Genomic DNA, 18348 nt, shown 5'->3' with positions numbered 1-18348 from the left:
AAGGGGGGACCATGGTCCAGCCGAAATTCTACGACTTCGAGACGCTCAGCCTGCATGCGGGTCACAAACCCGATGCGGAAACGGGCTCGCGCGCCGTGCCGATCTATCAGACGACATCGTATGTGTTCGACGATACGGACCATGCGGCGTCGCTGTATAACCTGGAACAGCCGGGGCATATCTATTCGCGGCTGTCGAACCCGACGGTGGCCGTGCTCGAAGAACGCATCGCCGCGTTGGAAGGCGGCGTCGGTGCGGTCGCGACGGCCAGCGGCATGGCGGCGATCTTCCTCGCCATCGCGACGCTGATGGACAAGGGCGGCCATATCGTTTCAAGCGGTTCGCTGTACGGCGGCACGCACAACCTGTTCAGCTACACGCTGCCGCGCTTCGGGATCGAGACCACGTTCGTCAATCCGCGCGACCCGGATGCTTTCCGGGCGGCGATCACCGACAAGACGCGTCTGGTGTTCGGCGAGACCCTGGGTAATCCGGGGATCGAGGTGCTGAATATTCCCGTCATCGCCGATATCGCGCACGATGCGGGTCTGCCGTTGATGATCGACAGCACCTTCGCGACGCCGTACCTGATGAAGCCGTTCGAACACGGTGCCGATATCGTCATGCACTCGCTGACCAAGTTCATCGGTGGGCACGGGGTCGCCATCGGCGGGATTGTCGTCGATTCCGGTGCGTTCGACTGGGAAGCGGGCAGCAAGTTCCCGACCCTGACCGAGCCTTACGACGGCTATGCGGGGATCGACTTTGCCGAGGAATTCGGCACCCAGGCGCTGATCATGCGGATGCGCGCCGAGGGCATGAAGGATTTCGGCGCCTGCATGAGCCCGGCCAACGCCTTTCATCTGATACAGGGGACGGAAACCCTGCCGCTCAGGATGGAAAGGCATGTGGAAAATGCGCTCAAGGTTGCGGCGTTTCTGGATGCGGCGGAAGAAGTCGAATGGGTCAATCACCCGTCGGTACCGTCACACCCGGATCACGAACTGGCCAAGGAACTGTTGCCCAAGGGCGCGGGCGCGATCCTCAGCTTCGGGATCAAGGGGGGCAGGGAAGCCGGGCGCAAGTTTATCGAGAACGTCAAGCTGGCCTCGCATCTGGCCAACGTCGGCGACGCCAAGACGCTGGTCATTCACCCCGGCTCGACGACGCACCAGCAGATGAGCGCCGAGGCGCTCGACGCGGCGGGGATCGGCGAAAACCTGATCCGCGTGTCGGTCGGCATCGAAAGCGCCGGCGATATCATTGCCGATCTGAAGGCGGGGCTGCGCGCCTCGCAGCGGGGTTAAGCCATGGAAACGAAGGTAAACGGCCTTAAGGCGCATGCCGTCACCGGCGGCACCACAATGGGCGGCGACGAAGCGCCGGTATTGATCCTGATCCACGGTGCGGGCATGGACGGCACGGTCTGGCAGTTGCAAAGCCGCTATATCGCGCACCGGGGCATCAGGGTGCTGGCCGTTGATCTGCCCGGGCACGGTCATTCCGACGGCGATCCGCTGGCGAGTATCGCCGACATGGCGGACTGGATCGCCGCCTTCATGGACGCGGCAGGCGTCGAGACCGCCAGCGTGGCCGGGCATTCCATGGGGGCGCTGATCTCGCTGGATTTCGCGGCGCGCTATCCGGAAAAGGTGCGCGCGGTCGGCTTGTTGGGCGCGGCGGCGGAAATGCCGGTGCACCCGGATCTGATCAAGGCGGCGGAAGACGGCGGCATGCTGGCCCCGGAACTGATCACCGACTGGGGCTTCGGCACGATCGCGCACACGGGTGGGCATCTATTGCCCGGATTGTGGGCGATGGGCGCCGCGGAACGATTGCTGGCGGATGCCAGGCCGGGTGCGCTGGCCGTCGATCTGAAGGCCTGCGATGCCTATAAGGATGCGCTGACGGCGGCGGCGAAAATCGATGCGCCGGTGGCGCTGATATCCGGCGACGAAGACAAGATGACACCGCTCAAGAACGCCCGGCCGTTGGCCGACGCGCTCAAGGACGTGGCATTGACGGTGTTGCCGGAAACCGGCCACATGATGATGATCGAACGCCCGCGCGAAGTGGCGAAGCTGTTGTTGGAACTGGCGCGCTAAGCCTTCATCCGGCTCGCTCGGTACGCCTAAAAAAAGAGGGGACCGCCGTTTGGCGATCCCCTCAGTCGGTTGGGGGAGAGATGGAGAAACCAAGCGCGGGGGACGCTTGTTTACCCATGACAAGGCTCGCCTCCGGGTGTGGCGATTTGCGGGTCGGAATAAGGCAATTTGGCGTCAATTTGCAGGCAGGCGGGGCCGTAATAAACTTCTCAATGTGCTGGCATGTGCCTGATAAATAGGGCAAATTCGGATGATGAAGCGTATTCTATTCGTCCTTTCCCTGCTTTTATCCGCTGTCCCGTCCCATGCCGACGAGGATTTCTCCAACGCCGATCTGCTGCGTAATTTCGACGTCATCGCGTTCGGCAACGAATATACCGGCAAGAAGTACGACATCGTTCGCAAGTGGGCGAAGCCGATGCTGATGGGCATTCAAGGCAAGAACTATCCGGCCCATCTGGAAGCCTTCATCGATGACGTGGCGCATGACCTGAACCAACTGACGGGACACCGGATCGAGCTGTATTATTCTTTTGCCAAACAGAAGGCAAAACAACTGCCGGCCGATTTCGACCGGAACAACGTCAACGTCATTCTGTATTACATGAGTGACGAGGAAATTCCTGCGGCGCTGGCGAAGTACTGGAAAGGCGATCAGGAAAAAGTCCGCTGGATGGTGCAGAATTCGACCTGCTTCGCCAATTATTTTACCCGCAAGGGCGAGATCGTTGCCGCCGTCATCGTTTTTCCGTCACGCCACCCGGAAAGCTACCTTCGCGCCTGCGCGGTCGAGGAAATCACCCAGATCCTCGGGCTGCCGAACGACTCGAATGCCGTCAAACCTTCGATCTTCAACGATTCCAGCCGTTATTTCGAACTGACGGAGCATGACCGCTGGTTGTTGCGGGCGTTGTATCAAAAGGACATCACGCCGGGTATGTCCCGCAACGAGACGCTTACGCGGGTTTTGGCTTTCCTGAAGCGTGCCCGCCCCGAATAACCAGAACGACGCCGCTCAGGATCGCCGCGAAACTGACGGCATGGAAGATTTCGAAATTTTCGCCCAGGAAGATCACGCCGAGGCAGATGCCGAGCGGTGGCACCAGATGCGAGGCCAGCCCGGCCTTGGTCGGACCGACGATGTTGATGGCGTGATTATAGAAGAAGTACGCCAGCAGGGTCGGGAACAGCATGATGTAGCCGAAAGCCCACATCGACTGTTCGGTGACCGGGAAGGTTTTACCTTCGGATAATTCCCACAGCCATAACGGCAGCGTCGCAAGGCCGCCGATCGCCATGCTCGATGCCAGCAGTGTATTGGCATGCATCTGCCGGGGCTTGAGGCGGATGACCACCGTATAGATCGCCCAGGCGGTAAACGCGCAGAGGATCACCAGGTCGCCCGGTACGAATTCAACCTCGGCAATGGCCAGAAGGTTACCCTGCGTGGCGATCAGCGCGACGCCGATGCTGGAAATACCGATGCCGATCACCTGTTGCAGCGCGACCCGTTCCTTGAGCAACAGCCAGGCGATGAACGGCACCAGCCCCGGCACCGATGTCTGGATGATCGAGGTGTTGGTGACGGTTGTCGTCTTCAGCCCGGTGTACAGCAGGCACGGGAACAGCGCCGGGCCGATCAATCCCGTCAGCAGGACATAGCGCCAGTGCTTGATCAGCAGCCAGCGTTCGGCCCAGACTTTGGGTGCGATGAAGACCATCAGGATCGCGAAGGCCATGAGCCAGCGCATGCTGACCAGCGTAAATGTCGGGATTTCATTGGCGATGATCCGCCCGACGACGCTGTGCCCGGCCCAGAACAGGGGCGTCATGATCAGCATGGCTGTGGCAATGCTGACTTGTCCCGCGGACGGCTGCTCGTGGTCGGTCATCTCAGCCGAGTCTTCTGATGGCGATGCCTTGAACCCGGCCCTTGACCTGGACGGTTTCGGACGTACTGAAAGCGTCATCGGCCATATCCGCATCGACGACGATTTCATCGGCCTTGGCCAGCGCGCACAGCCGCGCGGAAATATTCACCGCATCACCGATGACGGTGAAATCGCGGCGGTCTTCGGGGCCGATGGCACCGGAGATAACCTCGCCGGTATGAATCCCGATACCAAGCTTGCGCGGGTAGTTGCCTGCCTTGATCGCGCTCTGGATTTCACGCGCCGCGGCAATGGCGCGGGCATCGCCGTCGTCGCCGTCGAAGCGGGCCAGAACGGCGTCACCGATCATCTTGTCGACATCGCCGCCGTGTTTTTTGATGGCATCGACCTGCAGGGTCATGATGTCGTTCAGGAAGCTGACCACGGTTTCCGCCGGATTCTGTTCGGAAAACCCTGTGAAGTCGCGAATATCCGAATAGAACAGGGTCGTCTCGACCTTTTGCGATTTGATGCCGCCGTCCTGGCCGGCGCTGCGGGCGGCGCTGATCGCTGTTGACGAGACGAACGACGAAAGCCTGTCCTGCAATGCCTTCAGTGCCGATGTCCGGGCATCGATATCGCGTTGCGCACGGCCGACCAGCACATTCAGGGCAAAGATCAACAGCAGCAAAAGGCCCGCCGGGACAGCCATCGTCGGGATCGCGGCGTTGATCAGGATGGCGTTGAGGTACGTCACCGGCTCGTATAGCTCGAAAACCGTACGCACGTTGTGCTTATCGTCAAACACCGGAACATACAGCTCATACTGACTGGTCCCGTCCGGCAGTTTTTTGGTGACGATGCTCGATGTCGAATTGTCGATGGTGTTGCGCAGCGCCTGCGCGGGTTCGGTGGAGCCGATTTCACCGGCTTTGGTTGCGAACAGTACCCGTGTCTCCATGTCATAAACCTTAAGCTCGGGCAGGTTCATTTCGCGGACTTCATCGGTGAATGCCTTGGATAGGACAGCCGCATCGGTCGAGTTCTGCAGTTCGGCCAGGGTCGTCCCGGCCATCAGGTGCGCCCAAGGCGCGGGCGCGATGTCAGCGACGGCGCGGGCGATGGTCTGGGCGCGGCGTTGCGCCTGTTCCAGGTAAATCTCTTCGATGACATGCCTGGCCGTAATCCCCAGCAGAACCAGAAACAATCCGGTAAAGCCGAGAAACGCGGGGATGAAACGGCGCCGGAACAGCCGGCCCAGCGGGAACGGCTGTTCGGAGGGAAATATCTGCTCACGGTTGTGCATCGGGGCCGTTACCTTTCGGATGCCTGATCGGTCGAAACGGGAAACACCGGACCTGATCAGGGGCGCGTCAGCCGTTTAATCTCATGCGAAGCGGTCTGATAGTAGCTGATCGCTTCTTTGACAATCTGCTTTACCGCCGGGTCGTCGGCGTCGACAAGGCGGCCGTCATTGGCGCGGACGGTTTTGACACGTCCCTGCGGTGCAAGTTCGACAATCATACCGTCTTTCATATAACCGACGGTCAGGTAATTGGCCATGAAAGCGCGTTCATTCTGCTGCCCTTCCCTGAGAATGTCCTGGCCGAAGAACGATGACGTGTAGCCGATATTGAGCAGACCCAGAATAGTTGGCGGCACATCGATTTGCGAAGACAACTGCTTGATATTTCCTGGCGCAATCATTCCAGGAGCATAGATCCATAATGGGATTTGATAATGCTCCGGCGGCAGGTCGGTGCGACCGCGTCCGTGGCTGGTGTGATCCGCGAGGATCACGAAGATCGTATCCTTGAACCAGGGCTTGGTTTTGGCCTGTTCGAGGAAATTCCCGATTGCCCAGTCTGTATATTTGGCGGCACCGCCACGCCCGCTGCCTGACGGGACATCGATCCGGTTTTCCGGATAGGTATAGGGCCGGTGGTTGCTGGTCGTCATGATATGGGCAAAAACCGGGCGGCTCGCCTTGGTTCTTTCATCGAGCGTGTTGAGTGCCAGCGTGAACAGATCCTCGTCGGCGACTCCCCATATGGTCTCGTGATGGATGTCCTTGTCGTCGATGTCGGTGCGATCCAGAACCTCGTAACCGTTGCCGCCGAAGAAATCCTTCATGTTGTCGAAATAGCTGTAACCGCCATAAATGTAGAGGTTTTCATAGCCGTTCTCTTCGAGCACCGATCCCAGCGACATGAGGCCTTTGTTGTTTTTGCGGATCGGCACCGCACGGCCGGGGGTCGGCGGCATCGACAGCGTGACGGCTTCCAGCCCGCGCACGGTCCTGAGACCGGTTGCAAAGAAATTACTGAAGATCAGGCTTTCATCGGCCAATGCGCTCAGATAAGGCGTTATCCCCTTGGCCCCGCCAAATGCTTCGACATAGTCGGCGCCAAGGCTTTCAATCGTCACCATGACGATGTTTTTACCGCTCGGCGTCCCTGTCTGCTCGACCACATGGGCAAAGCCGTTGTTTTGCGCGGTTTCATCGGGCGTCAGGCCGGTATTCTTCAACTGCCGGCGCAGCGTTGCGAATGCCGCGTCTTCGGGGAGCGTTGCGTAAAACTTTTCATAGTCGAGATCGTTGTTCCGGAAGGCGCGGAAAAGCGCATAGTGACCGTTGCTTGCCAGTTCCTTCTCGGCCGCCCCGTGCATCCAGGTGTGCGGGGTTTCATTGACGCCGAAAAAGACGCCGCACAACAGAAATACATAACCGACGGCGATGATCGCGCGCCGTTTCAGAGCGGGCGCCGCACCCCGCGCGCGCCGCCAGACATACGGCAGGGTCACAAACATCATGACCAGGATAATCCCGGCACAGGCCAGCACCAGCCAGACCATCGGATATGATTGGGCAATATTGCCGGTGACTTCACGGGTATAAATCAGGTAGTCGACGGCGATGAAATTGTAGCGTGCGGAAAACTCGTTCCAGAAAAGAAATTCGCCGATCGTGTTGGCGCCGAAAATAACGGCCCCCGTCATGACCAGGAAGATTGCCACACTGGTATGCGCCTTGCGGCCCCACGGACGATCCGGCCAGACAAGCGCATTGATGACGAAGGGGATCAGAATCCACGACAGCGCGGCGACATCGTACAGCAGGCCGATGGAAAAGATCCGTGCCAGCGGCAGGGGCGAGAACAGCGCCCAGTTGCCTTCGAAAACCAGCAGGCTGAGTCGTATGAGGAAGGTTATGGCAAGATACGTAATCGAAATCGGGACAAGGACACCAAGACGCGATCGGTCTCTGTGATGATTGTTCACGTATGCAGTTCCTTGTCGGTGCGCCGTTTCTGGAAACCGGCGTGGCTGAAATATTACCGGCCCGGGGCGGAAGCCGCGCGGCCGGACTTAAATCAGGTGACGGTGATCTTGATGCTGCTCAGCCCTTCGATATGGCCTTCAAGGACATCGCCTTTTTGAACCGGGCCGACGCCGGCGGGGGTGCCGGTCATGATCAGATCGCCCGGCTGCAGCGTGAACAGGCCGGAAAGATAGCTGATCGTCTCGGGGATTTTCCAGATCATCGCATCCATGTTGCCGTCCTGACGGCGTTCGCCGTTGACGTCGAGACGGATATGCCCCTCGCTCATATGGCCGGCTTCGGCGATCGAATGGAACATGCCGATGGGTGCCGAATTGTCGAACGATTTGCCGACTTCCCAGGGGCGGCCCATTTTCTTGGCAACGCCCTGCAGGTCGCGGCGTGTCATATCGATGCCGACCGCATAACCCCAGACATGATCGAAGGCATGCTCGACGGATATGTCGTTGCCGCCCTTGGCCAGGCCGACGATAAGCTCGACTTCGTGATGTACGTCCGATGTCTGCTGCGGATAGGGGAATTCGGCCCCGTCCGGCATCGGCGCGAACAGCAAAGAGCTGGTGTGTTTTTCAAAAAAGAACGGCGGCTCGCGGTCCGGGTCGTGACCCATTTCACGGGCGTGTTCGGCGTAGTTCCGGCCCACGCAGAAGATGCGGTGGACGGGAAACGAATCGTCCGAACCGGCGACCGGAATGGTGACGGGTTCGGGAATTTTGATGACATTTACCATGAGCTTTTTATCTCCGTATTTCACCGCCGGGTCAATGTCGTTCATGCATTGATACCAACAATGCTCGCAGACTGGACTCTGGACGGGGCAGGGGCAATCCGACACACTGCGCCGAAACAGCAATCGCGTAGAGGAGAGGACGAGGCATGGCATTTCGCACACCGTATTTAATGTTCCTGGGGGACGCGCCGGATGAACTGGCCGCCAAAACCGCCATCGGCGTCAAGGACTGGCGACCGGAATGGTGCGTCGGCCAGCTTCGGCTCGACGGATGCAAGGCCGATCTGGGGTTGCCTGAGATGACACCCGCCGATGCCGCCCAGGCCGGTTGCGGCACGTTGATCGTCGGTATCGCCAACCGCGGCGGCATCATTCCCGACAATTGGGTCGACCCGATCGTACAGTGCATCGAAAACGGCATGGACGTGGCGAGCGGTCTGCACCGCAAGCTGGCAAGCAATCCGAAAATCGCCGAAGCCGCCGAAAAGCATGGCCGTACATTGACCGATGTGCGTCACCCGACGCGCGACTTCGACGTTGCCAGCGGCAAGAAGCGGACCGGCAAGCGGCTGCTGACCATCGGCACGGATGTATCGGTCGGTAAGATGTACACGTCGCTGGCGATCTGGCGTGAGCTGGAAAACCGGGGGAGAAAGGCGACCTTCGCCGCCACCGGGCAGACCGGCATCTTCATCGGCGGCGACGGGGTTTCCGTCGATGCGGTGATCGCCGACTTTATTTCCGGGGCCGCCGAGTGGCTGTCGCCCGACGCCGACGCGGATCACTGGCACGTGGTCGAGGGGCAGGGCTCGCTGTATCACACGTCCTATGCGGGCGTGACGCTGGGCCTGATCCACGGCTCGCAGCCGGACGCACTGGTGATTTGTCACGATGCGGCCCGCAAGACGGCGCGCGGGCTCGGCGACAAGGGGTTGCCGAGCTTCCAGGAAGTCATCGACGCCGGGTTGTGGGCGGCCCGTAACGTCAATCCCGACGCCAAGGTGGTGGGGATTTCGATCAATACCAAAAGTCTGGATGACGCAGCGGCGGAAAAACTGATGAAGGATACCGAGGACAGTCTCGGTCTGCCGACCGTCGATGCGGTGCGCACGGGTGTTGCCAAAATCGTCGATACGCTCGACTGATCATGGCGCGTGAACTCACCGTAACGGTGCAAAGCTGGCCGCTGGCGCGTCCGTTTGCCATCTCGCGCGGCGTCAAGACGGCGGCCGACGTGGTCGTCGTCGAGATCGTCGAGAACGGGACGCGCGGCTGGGCCGAATGCGTGCCCTATCCGCGCTACAACGAAACCACCGAAAGCGTCGTCGCCGAGATTGAAGCCGTGCGCCGCGCCGTCGAGGGCGATATCCAGCCCGCGACCCTGCAGGAGTTGATGGCCGCCGGGGCGGCACGCAACGCCGTTGATTGTGCGCTGTGGGATCTGCGCGCCAAGGAAGCGCATGCCTCGGTCGCGGATTTGTGCGGACTGGGTGCGTTGCGGCCGGAAATCACGGCGGAGACCATCGGCATCGGCACGCCCGGCGAGATGGGTGCACGGGCGGCGGAGCTGTCGCATGCGCCGTTGCTCAAGATCAAGATGGACGCCAACGACATCGAAGCCCGCCTCGATGCGATCAAGGCGTCGGCGCCGGCGGCGCGGCTGATCGTCGACCCGAACGAAGGCTGGAGCGCCGAGATCGTTGCCGCCAAGGGCGAATACCTGAAACGGATCGGTGTCGAAATGCTGGAACAGCCGGTGCCCGCCGGCGATGACGAGGGTCTGCGCGGGATCGATAGCCCGGTCGCGCTGTGCGCCGACGAAGCGCTGCATACCTCGGCGGACCTCGAAGGTCTCAAGGGCAAGTACGACATGGTCAACATCAAGCTCGACAAGACCGGCGGCCTGACCGAGGCGCTGACGCTCAAGGCCCGGGCCGAAAGCATGGGCTTCGGCATCATGGTCGGCTGCATGGTCGGCACGTCGCTGGCCATGGCCCCGGCGGTGCTGGTCGCGCAGGGGGCGAAAATCGTCGATCTCGACGGGCCGCTGTTGCTGAAGCAAGACCGCACACCCGGCCTCGACTTCACCGGCGGCATGATCCATCCGCCGAAACCCGAGCTTTGGGGCTAACCTCACGTCGTCATCCCGGACGGTAGCCGCGCCCGAAATCCTTTGGATTTCGGCGGCAAGGCTTGCGATCCGGGACCCATGGAAACGTCAGGCAACTGAACGCTGATGGGTCCCCGCATTCGCGGGGATGACGAATTAATGGTGTTTTCTATCCAAGGGCTTTCCATCCACGGTTTGAGGGATTAATTAACCCCTCATGCAACCGGTCATCCAGATCAAGAATCTCCAGAAGTCCTACGAGGGCGGCTTTCGGGCGCTCAAGGACATCAATCTCGACATAAATCGTGGCGAGATCTTCGCCCTGTTGGGGCCCAACGGCGCCGGCAAGACGACGCTGATCAGCATCGTCTGCGGTATCGTCAACGCGACAGAAGGATCCGTCACGGTCGATGGCTTCGATATCGATGCGGATTTCCGTGAGACCAGGTCGCGCATCGGTCTCGTGCCGCAGGAACTGACCACCGATGCGTTCGAAACCGTTTGGGCGACCGTCAGCTTTTCGCGCGGGCTGTTCGGCAAGCCCAAGGACCCGGCGCACATTGAAAAAATCCTCAAGCAGCTTTCGCTGTGGGACAAGAAAGACAGCCGCATCATGACGCTGTCGGGCGGCATGAAACGCCGCGTGCTGATCGCCAAGGCGCTGTCGCACGAACCGTCGATCCTGTTTCTCGACGAACCGACGGCGGGCGTCGATGTGGAATTGCGCAAGGACATGTGGAACGTGGTGCGCGGGCTGCAGCAAAGCGGCGTCACCATCATCCTGACCACGCACTATATCGAGGAAGCGGAGATGATGGCAGACCGCGTCGGCGTCATCCGTAAGGGCGAGATCATTCTGGTCGAACAGAAAGACACGCTGATGCGCAAGCTCGGCGAGAAGCAGCTCACCATTCATCTGCAATCGAAACTGGATAAAATTCCGGCGGCGCTGACAAAGTATGGCCTTGCCCTGTCGGGCGACGGCGAAACGCTGGTCTATACCTACGATACGGCGAAGGGACGCACCGGGATCACCGGTCTGCTGAGCGATCTTGGCGATGCCGAAATCCGTTTTTCCGACATCGCGACGCAGGAACGCTCGCTCGAAGATATCTTCGTCAATCTGGTACACGAAGAAAAAGCGGAGGACGGCGCATGAATGTCCGCGGCATCCTCGCAATCTATCGCTTCGAAATGGCGCGCACGGCCCGCACGCTGATGCAAAGTATCGTCTCGCCGGTAATTTCAACGTGCCTGTATTTCGTCGTCTTCGGCGCCGCCATCGGGTCGCGCATCACCGAGGTCGACGGCGTCAGTTACGGCTCGTTCATTGTGCCGGGCCTGATCATGCTGTCGTTGCTGACGCAAAGCGTGTCGAACGCGTCGTTCGGGATTTATTTCCCGCGCTTTTCCGGCACCATCTATGAAATTCTCTCGGCACCGGTGTCGTATCTGGAAATCGTCATCGGCTACGCCGGCGCGGCGGCGACGAAATCGGTGATCCTCGGCCTGATCATTCTGGCGACGGCGGGCTTCTTCGTGCCGCTGCAGGTCGCCCACCCGTTCGCCATGCTGGGCTTTCTTTTGCTGACCTCGGTCACGTTCTCGCTTTTGGGGTTCATCATCGGTATCTGGGCGGATGGGTTCGAGAAGCTGCAGATCGTGCCGCTTCTGGTCATCACGCCGCTGACGTTCCTGGGCGGCACCTTCTATTCCATCGATATGCTGCCGCCGATCTGGCAGAAAATCAGCCTCTTGAATCCGGTCGTCTACCTGATCAGCGGTTTCCGCTGGGCCTTTTATGACAAAGGCGACGTCAGCATTCTTGCCAGCGTCGCCATGTCGGTGGTGTTCCTCGGTATCTGTCTGGCGCTGATCGCGTGGATCTTCAAAACCGGATATCGGTTGAAGGACTAAAGCAGCTTAAGTCGTCACCCCCGCGCAGGCGGGAATGACGACGTTTGTTACGCCGGTCTTGGCATATTCTTCATGCCGACGTAGCCGGGCAGTGCCTCGACCCGCTCGATCCATGCGTTCATGGCCGGATAGGCCGACATGTCGACGTGACCTTCCCAGGCCATGGCGGCATACGGATAGACGGCGATATCGGCGATGGTCGGGCGGCCGCACGCCAGCCAGTCGTGGTTTTCCAGCCAGCCGTTGAGGATGGCCAGCGTCGCTTCGCCGGCCTTGCGCACTTTTTCCTGATCGCCTTCGCGGTTGAAGATCACGATGGCGCGGGCAATGGCCGGGCCGTTGAACATTTCGTTGGCGGCGAGGGACAGCCATTGCTGCACCTGGCCGCGTTGCTCGGCGTCATCTGGATACCAGTCGGTCGAACCGTATTTGCTGGCGAGATAGACGAGAATCGCCTGTGAGTCCCAGATCACGGTGCCGTCGTCGTCGATGGCGGGCACCTTGCCGACGGGGTTGATGGCAAGGTATTCGGGCGTTTTCTGCTCGGCCTCCATCAGATTGACCGGGACTTTTTCGTAATCGATGCCCAAAATGGACAGCATCAGGCGGACTTTGTGGCAATTGCCGGAAACCGGCACATCATAGAGTTTCAGCATGGATGTTTCCTCGTTATCGTGTCGCTATCGAATGCGTTGTCCCCAGTTTCCATGAGGGGACGCGTGGTGTAAACCGGTTGCATGAAAGATCAGGACTTGAACGACGAATTACAAGCGATCCGTGACAGTGTCGAAAAGCTGTGCGCGGATTTTCCCGGCGAATACTGGCGTGAACTGGACCGCGAACGGGGCTATCCGACGGCGTTCGTCCAAGCGCTGACCGATGCCGGTTATCTGGGCTGCCTGATCCCCGAGCAATACGGCGGTTCGGGCCTCGGCATCCGCGAAGCCGCCGCGATACTGGAAACCGTGCACCGCTCGGGCGGCAACGGCGCCGCGTGCCACGCGCAGATGTACATCATGGGTGCGCTGCTGCGGCACGGTTCGGAAGAGCAGAAACAGACCTATCTGCCGGACATCGCGTCTGGCGCGTTGCGTCTGCAGGCATTCGGCGTGACGGAACCGACCAGCGGCACCGACACGTCGCGCATCCGCACCACCGCCGTCCGCGACGGTGACGACTTTATCGTCAACGGCCAGAAGGTCTGGACGTCGCGCGCCGAGCATTCCGATCTGATGCTGTTGTTGGCGCGCACGCAGCCCCGCGACGAAGGCAAGAAGCCGCACGACGGGCTGTCGATCTTTCTTGTCGATATGCGCGAAGTTCTGGGCAAGGGGCTGACGATCAAGCCGATCCGCGCCATGCTCAACCACAACTCGACCGAAGTGTTCTTCGACGACATGCGTATTCCCGCAGACAGCCTGATCGGCGAGGAAGGCAAGGGGTTCCGTTATATCCTCGACGGCATGAACGCGGAACGCATCCTGATCGCACATGAATGCATCGGCGATGCGCGCTGGTTCATCGAAAAGGCCAGCACCTATGCGAAAGAGCGGGTCGTGTTCGACCGGCCGATCGGCCAGAACCAGGGCATCCAGTTTCCGATCGCGCAGGCCTACGCGAACACCGAAGCCGCCGCGCTGATGTCGGCCAAGGCCGCCGATCTGTTCGATGCCGGCGAGGCGTGCGGCGCCGAGGCCAACATGGCCAAGCTTTTAGCCGCCGACGCATCGTGGCACGCGGCGGATACCTGCATGCAGACATACGGCGGTTTCGCCTTTGCCGAGGAATACGATATCGAGCGGAAGTTCCGCGAAACACGGCTGTACCGCACGGCGCCGATCTCGGCCAACCTGATCCTGTCGTATATAGCCGAACACGTGCTCGGCATGCCCCGGTCTTTCTAGTCCCCCACCCGTCATCCCGGCCGAACCCCGGTCAAGATCCGGGGGAGAGCCGGGACCCATGGACATACCGGTGCCCATCGTAGGAATAGGTCCCGGGTCGCTGACTTTCCTTGCCGATCATTGATCGGACGAAAGTCGTGCCCGGGATGACGGTGCTGCGTTAATTCGGGATCGGCAGGACGCCCGATGTGACCCGTTCACGCCATTCGGCGAGCTGGCGGCGGCGGTTTTCCGAGAACCTGGACGCGCGGTCTCTTTTGAAGGCGCTTTCCAGTTCCCGTTTGCGTTTGTCCTCCAGTTCCGCCTTGCGGACCGCCAGCAGATGCTGGAGCTGCTCGGCACGTCCGCGCGCGGTGCGCCAGGCTTCAAGCTGCTTCTGGCGCCGCAGTTCCGGGTCGAGGTCGTCGCGCAGCTTGCGTGCCGCCGTTTTGAGCTTTGTGAAACGCGCGTTCAGCGCCGCCGTACGGCTGCGGTCGATGGGGGTAATTCTGTAAACATCGGGCGCCGGGGCGGGTTCGCTGCGGGGGCTGCGGGCGGCGACGCTGGTCTCGGCGGACCGGCCATCGGTCAGCTCGGCCCAGAATTTCTCGACCTTGCCGCGGTAGTAATCGGTGCGTTCCGGGGTTCTGGAATGATAATAGCCGGCGGCTTCGCCCCAGTTTTCGGCACTGTCGCGCAGCGCCGTCAGGAATTGCGCCGCATAGGCGACGTTGATATCCGGGTCCATGGCCTCGGCGGCATTGTTGAAGTTGTGACCGTGGAAATGCAGGTTCACCTGCATGCAGCCGACGTCGATGTTTTCGACACCGGCGGCCTGCAGGCGCCGCACCTCGGCCATCGCTTCGGCCTTGCTTGCGAAATAATTGCCGGGCCCGCCCGATGTGACGGTCCACGGCCAGGCCCGGACGCGCTTACGGGTCTTCGACCAGCGGCCCGATTCGGCCAGTGAAATGGCCTGCAGGAGCCTGTCCGGCACCTCGGAAATCCGCTCCCAGCGGGTCGTGGCGCGCTCGCAGACGGCGAATGCCCGCTCTTCGGCGTTCGCCGACAGGTTGGTGTCCGACAAAGCGACCGATGCCGTGACCAGGATCATGATGGCGGCGCCGACGGTGGCGCTGAACAAAATCAGCCAGGGCCGTGTTTCGTTGTTGAATCTCACTGTCCCGCTCCTTAACCCACCCCGAACGAAGCAAGAGCGATGCCAAGTGCGCATCGCCGCGTTAACCAAGAATCGCGCAATAAAATCAAGGAACTATTAACGTGCGGGTGAAGGCGGGCGGAAATAACACCGGCAAAGAGCGGCGCGCTAGGTAGAAATTGCGTGGCAAAAACGTCACATCGGTACGGGATGAATATGCAGATTTAAAAAAAATGACTTTTTTGTTTGCATCTGCGAGAAAAGCCTTTAATTTGTGCATTGCAGCAACGAACTGGTGATTTCATATTGTCGGTAAGCTGCTGCAAACTTGGATGTTTCCTCCCAAATACTCGGGCCGTGCCGTAGGCACGGCCCTTTTTTGCGCTGCGGTATAGATGATCTTCTGCGGGCCCTGAAGGCGCACTTAGTACGGATTATTGCCGAATACGGGGCGGACAGGTGTCCAGGGGGATCTCAGGCGCCGTTCAGGGCCTGTCCGGCGGCGTTGAGGCACCCGCGCCGAGCGGGCGCTGCATGATGATCTGATCCATCCAGCGGCCGAACTTGTAGCCGATCTCGTGAACCTTGCCGACGTGAACGAAACCCATTTTCTCGTGGAAATCGATGGATTGGCGGTTCTGCGAATCGCCGATGATGGCGATCATCTGGCGGAATCCCATGTCGGTGCAGGTGTCGATCAGGGTTGTCATGAGGGCGCTGCCGATGCCGGCGCGGCGCTGCGTGTCGTCGATATAGATCGATAACTCGACGGTATTACGGTACGCCGGGCGGGGCCGGTAGGCGCTTGCATAGGCATATCCGGCGACCACGCCGTCACGTTCGGCGACCAGATACGGATATCCGGCGTCTTCGATGGCGTGCGCGCGCCTGATCATTTCGATTTCATCCGGGGGCGTCAGTTCCCAGCTCGATGCGCCGTGCAGGACATGATGCGTGTAGATCGCGGTGATCTGCGCCATGTCGGCATCGGTGCGCGGGCGAATAAGCGGGGGCTGCATGGCCGGGGCCGTTATTCGGCGGCCAGCGGCGGCGCCAGGACATCGCTCGCCAGATCGCTGAGGCGCGCGATCAAAAGCCGCATGCGTTCGGCCAGACGGTCGAAACCGGCAGTCCGGCGGATATGCACTTCATCCATGTAAAGCGCGCGGTTGATTTCGATCTGCAGGGTCTGCACGCCGGCGTGATGGCGGGCGTAATGGCGCGTCGTGAAGCCGCCGGCATAGGGCTTGTTGCGCTGTACGCTGAGGCCCAGATCGCGCAGCGTCTGTTCGGCGATGTGGGTGATTTCACGCACGCATGACGAACCGTGACAGTCGCCGAGCACGATGTCGGGGTTGCCGAAGCTGGTGTTGGCGCTGGGCAGCGCCATCGACGGCATCGAATGGCAATCGACGATCAGGCAGCGCCCGAACGCGTCCAGCGCCTCGTCGATCAGCCCCTGCAGGGCCGCGTGATAGGGCTTGTAGTGGGTCTCGATGCGCTGCACCGCGTCCTCGAAATCGAGCCTGCGGTCATAGATCTCGGCGCCCCCGGCGACAATCTTGGCGACCGTGCCGAGCCCGGCGCCGACCCGGGGCGAGGTGGTGTTGACCCAACCCGGCAATGCGGCGTTGAACATGCCGGGGTCGAGCTCGTACGGCTCGCGGTTGACGTCGACATAGGCGCGCGGGAAGTGTGCGCGCAACAGCGGCGCGCCGAATTCGGGGGCGGCGGCGAACAGCTCGTCGACGAAGGCGTCTTCGGAGCGGCGGATCGCCCGGTTGTCGAGCCGGGACGCCTTGAGGAAATCCACGGGATAGCGCCGGCCGGAATGCGGCGAGGCGAAGATCACCGGCGATCCCAGCACATCCGGGCGCTGGATGTCGAAACCGGGCGTCAGCGCGTCGTCGAAATGGCTGGGCTGTATGTCGTCACCGCTCATGCGTGGGGCCGTCCGCTCTGCTGGTTATTTGGTCCAAGAACGTCCCCGGTACAGCAAGGCGCGAAATGCCCGGGACGGAATCGCCGACAATTAAACCGCCCTCGCCGCGGACTGGCAAGATCGGATGATTTTCTTTCCACCGTCGCGCAGAGGTGACACTGGCCCCGGCTTTAATATTTACCGATGACGATATAGCCCTTTGCCAGAAGCTTGGATTTCTCACCTTCGGCTTTGGCTTTATAGACAGCCTTAACATCCGCCGAGTAGGTGTTGCCTCTGCCGCCCGAACACGGCGGCAGATATCCGGCAGATGTGTAGGAACCCGTCGCACGGTTTCTTGCTTCGACAAAAGCATTGCCCGTCAGCGTATCGGTGGCGCCCGGCACCGAGGGAAGCTGAGCGGTGCTGCCGCCTTTTATCCAAAAGCCGATCTTGCCATGACCGCCGTTCGTGCTCAGGGGGGTATATGACTCGTCATTGAATTCGACGATGATTGCATTCGCGCCGGCGGGAATACCGGAAACCGTCAACGCCGGCGTTGCGCCGTTACCGCCGAATTTCTTGCACTGCTGTCCATCCGGAATTTGTCCGCCGGTCCAGGCCTGATCGGCCAAGGCAACGGACAGTGACGCAAGCTTATCCGATACCGGTTCATAGCCGCCCGTGGTTTGGCAAGCGGCTAAAGTTGCCGTGAGCAAACCGACGCAGACAGTTTTTTTAAGCATTGAACCCTCCTTGTTTTCAAACCCTTAAAAGAAAGAGCCATGGACGTAAGCATAATACACCGTTCGCAACCGAAACGGGTTAACGTGTATGAAGATCAATCTTACGTTCCAAGAAGGGCCGATTTCAAGAATGGCGTATAAGTTGTGCCGATATAAGATGCCTGCGTGATACGATGTGTGCCAATCCCGTGCGTTCCCACTTGACGGGGATGGTGACAGGCCACTTTTCAAATCTAACGGCTTGTTTTCCCGGAGGCATTTCAGTACAACGTGTGCCCGAAGTGTGCCTTCGCGGCATACATTCCGAAAAATCGTTGTTTTAGAGCGGTTTGAAGGGCGCGTAGCTCAGCGGGAGAGCACCTCGTTGACATCGAGGGGGTCACTGGTTCAATCCCAGTCGTGCCCACCATGAAAAACCCAGGCCAAAAGCCTGGGTTTTTGTTTTCTTGTGGGCACGACAAATATGGATGAGAGCGCGCATAAGCGCGCGGGCGTGCCCACCATGAAAAACCCAATGTCATTGTATGAGGCCAAAAGCCTGGGTTTTTGTTTTCTTGTGGGCA

Annotated in this window: 17 protein-coding genes and 1 tRNA gene; 9 read left to right on the top strand and 9 right to left on the bottom strand. The window is 60.3% G+C overall.

Annotation, left to right across the window (positions count from 1 at the left end; genetic code table 11):
* Window positions 1–11: 11 nt before the first annotated feature.
* The 3 genes from L2D14_16535 (at window position 12) to L2D14_16525 (ending at window position 3105) form a co-directional block, all read left to right on the top strand.
* A complete protein-coding gene (locus L2D14_16535) occupies window positions 12–1307 on the top strand; it encodes an O-acetylhomoserine aminocarboxypropyltransferase (GenBank protein WNJ99464.1) in 1296 nt (431 codons plus the stop codon).
* Window positions 1308–1310: 3 nt separating this feature from the next.
* A complete protein-coding gene (locus L2D14_16530) occupies window positions 1311–2105 on the top strand; it encodes an alpha/beta hydrolase (protein WNJ99463.1) in 795 nt (264 codons plus the stop codon).
* Window positions 2106–2355: 250 nt separating this feature from the next.
* The gene (locus L2D14_16525; protein ID WNJ99462.1) at window positions 2356–3105 is read left to right on the top strand and encodes a DUF2927 domain-containing protein; all 750 of its coding nucleotides are present in this window, start codon (window positions 2356–2358) and stop codon (window positions 3103–3105) included.
* Here the strand turns inward: L2D14_16525 and L2D14_16520 are convergent.
* The 4 genes from L2D14_16520 to L2D14_16505 all read right to left on the bottom strand — a co-directional run bounded on the left by L2D14_16520 (window position 3062) and on the right by L2D14_16505 (window position 8094).
* Entirely contained in the window at window positions 3062–3997 is a 936-nt protein-coding gene (locus L2D14_16520; GenBank protein WNJ99461.1) for a DMT family transporter, read from the bottom strand. The two genes, L2D14_16525 and L2D14_16520, sit on opposite strands and share 44 nt — an antisense overlap.
* A gap of 1 nt (window position 3998) precedes the next feature.
* Window positions 3999–5282 (bottom strand): adenylate/guanylate cyclase domain-containing protein, encoded by a 1284-nt coding sequence (locus L2D14_16515; protein ID WNJ99460.1) that lies wholly within the window; start codon window positions 5280–5282, stop codon window positions 3999–4001.
* 56 nt (window positions 5283–5338) lie between these two features.
* The gene (locus L2D14_16510) at window positions 5339–7258 is read right to left on the bottom strand and encodes an LTA synthase family protein (protein ID WNJ99459.1); all 1920 of its coding nucleotides are present in this window, start codon (window positions 7256–7258) and stop codon (window positions 5339–5341) included.
* A gap of 92 nt (window positions 7259–7350) precedes the next feature.
* Window positions 7351–8094 carry a fumarylacetoacetate hydrolase family protein gene (locus tag L2D14_16505; protein WNJ99458.1) on the bottom strand — a complete coding sequence of 248 codons (744 nt, stop codon included), beginning with the start codon at window positions 8092–8094 and terminating at the stop codon, window positions 7351–7353.
* Window positions 8095–8195: 101 nt separating this feature from the next.
* On the opposite strand from L2D14_16505, the gene dgcN reads away from it, so the two are divergent.
* The 4 genes from dgcN (at window position 8196) to L2D14_16485 (ending at window position 12076) form a co-directional block, all read left to right on the top strand.
* Complete coding sequence (gene dgcN / locus L2D14_16500; protein WNJ99457.1) at window positions 8196–9194, top strand: N-acetyltransferase DgcN; 999 nt, start codon at window positions 8196–8198, stop codon at window positions 9192–9194.
* A gap of 2 nt (window positions 9195–9196) precedes the next feature.
* The gene (gene dgcA / locus L2D14_16495) at window positions 9197–10180 is read left to right on the top strand and encodes an N-acetyl-D-Glu racemase DgcA (GenBank protein WNJ99456.1); all 984 of its coding nucleotides are present in this window, start codon (window positions 9197–9199) and stop codon (window positions 10178–10180) included.
* Between the two features lie 196 nt (window positions 10181–10376).
* Window positions 10377–11318, top strand: a complete 942-nt coding sequence (locus L2D14_16490) for an ABC transporter ATP-binding protein (protein WNJ99455.1) — start codon at window positions 10377–10379, stop codon at window positions 11316–11318.
* The gene (locus L2D14_16485) at window positions 11315–12076 is read left to right on the top strand and encodes an ABC transporter permease (protein WNJ99454.1); all 762 of its coding nucleotides are present in this window, start codon (window positions 11315–11317) and stop codon (window positions 12074–12076) included. The genes L2D14_16490 and L2D14_16485 overlap by 4 nt, the downstream gene beginning before the upstream one ends.
* Before the next feature lie 47 nt (window positions 12077–12123).
* Here the strand turns inward: L2D14_16485 and L2D14_16480 are convergent, their stop codons facing one another.
* Entirely contained in the window at window positions 12124–12732 is a 609-nt protein-coding gene (locus tag L2D14_16480) for a glutathione S-transferase family protein (GenBank protein WNJ99453.1), read from the bottom strand.
* Between the two features lie 81 nt (window positions 12733–12813).
* Here L2D14_16480 and L2D14_16475 point away from each other — a divergent pair, with 81 nt between their 5' ends.
* Window positions 12814–13980, top strand: a complete 1167-nt coding sequence (locus L2D14_16475) for an acyl-CoA dehydrogenase family protein (protein ID WNJ99452.1) — start codon at window positions 12814–12816, stop codon at window positions 13978–13980.
* A gap of 160 nt (window positions 13981–14140) precedes the next feature.
* Here the strand turns inward: L2D14_16475 and L2D14_16470 are convergent, their stop codons facing one another.
* From L2D14_16470 to L2D14_16455, 4 genes are all read right to left on the bottom strand, one after another.
* The gene (locus L2D14_16470; GenBank protein WNJ99451.1) at window positions 14141–15139 is read right to left on the bottom strand and encodes a hypothetical protein; all 999 of its coding nucleotides are present in this window, start codon (window positions 15137–15139) and stop codon (window positions 14141–14143) included.
* 464 nt (window positions 15140–15603) lie between these two features.
* Window positions 15604–16137: an N-acetyltransferase family protein gene (locus L2D14_16465; protein WNJ99450.1), complete on the bottom strand. Its 534-nt coding sequence runs from the start codon at window positions 16135–16137 to the stop codon at window positions 15604–15606.
* An 11-nt stretch (window positions 16138–16148) separates the two neighbouring features.
* Window positions 16149–17060 (bottom strand): N-formylglutamate amidohydrolase, encoded by a 912-nt coding sequence (locus L2D14_16460; protein ID WNJ99449.1) that lies wholly within the window; start codon window positions 17058–17060, stop codon window positions 16149–16151.
* A gap of 170 nt (window positions 17061–17230) precedes the next feature.
* Window positions 17231–17785, bottom strand: a complete 555-nt coding sequence (locus L2D14_16455; GenBank protein ID WNJ99448.1) for a hypothetical protein — start codon at window positions 17783–17785, stop codon at window positions 17231–17233.
* A 334-nt stretch (window positions 17786–18119) separates the two neighbouring features.
* Between L2D14_16455 and L2D14_16450 the strand changes: the two genes are divergently transcribed.
* Window positions 18120–18194: transfer RNA gene (locus L2D14_16450), tRNA-Val, on the top strand.
* The last annotated feature ends 154 nt before the right edge of the window (window positions 18195–18348 follow it).

The sequence above is a fragment of the Thalassospiraceae bacterium LMO-JJ14 genome, from assembly GCA_021555105.2.
Classification (GTDB): Bacteria; Pseudomonadota; Alphaproteobacteria; order Rhodospirillales; family Casp-alpha2; genus UBA4479.
This window is presented reverse-complemented; position numbering and strand designations above follow the sequence as displayed.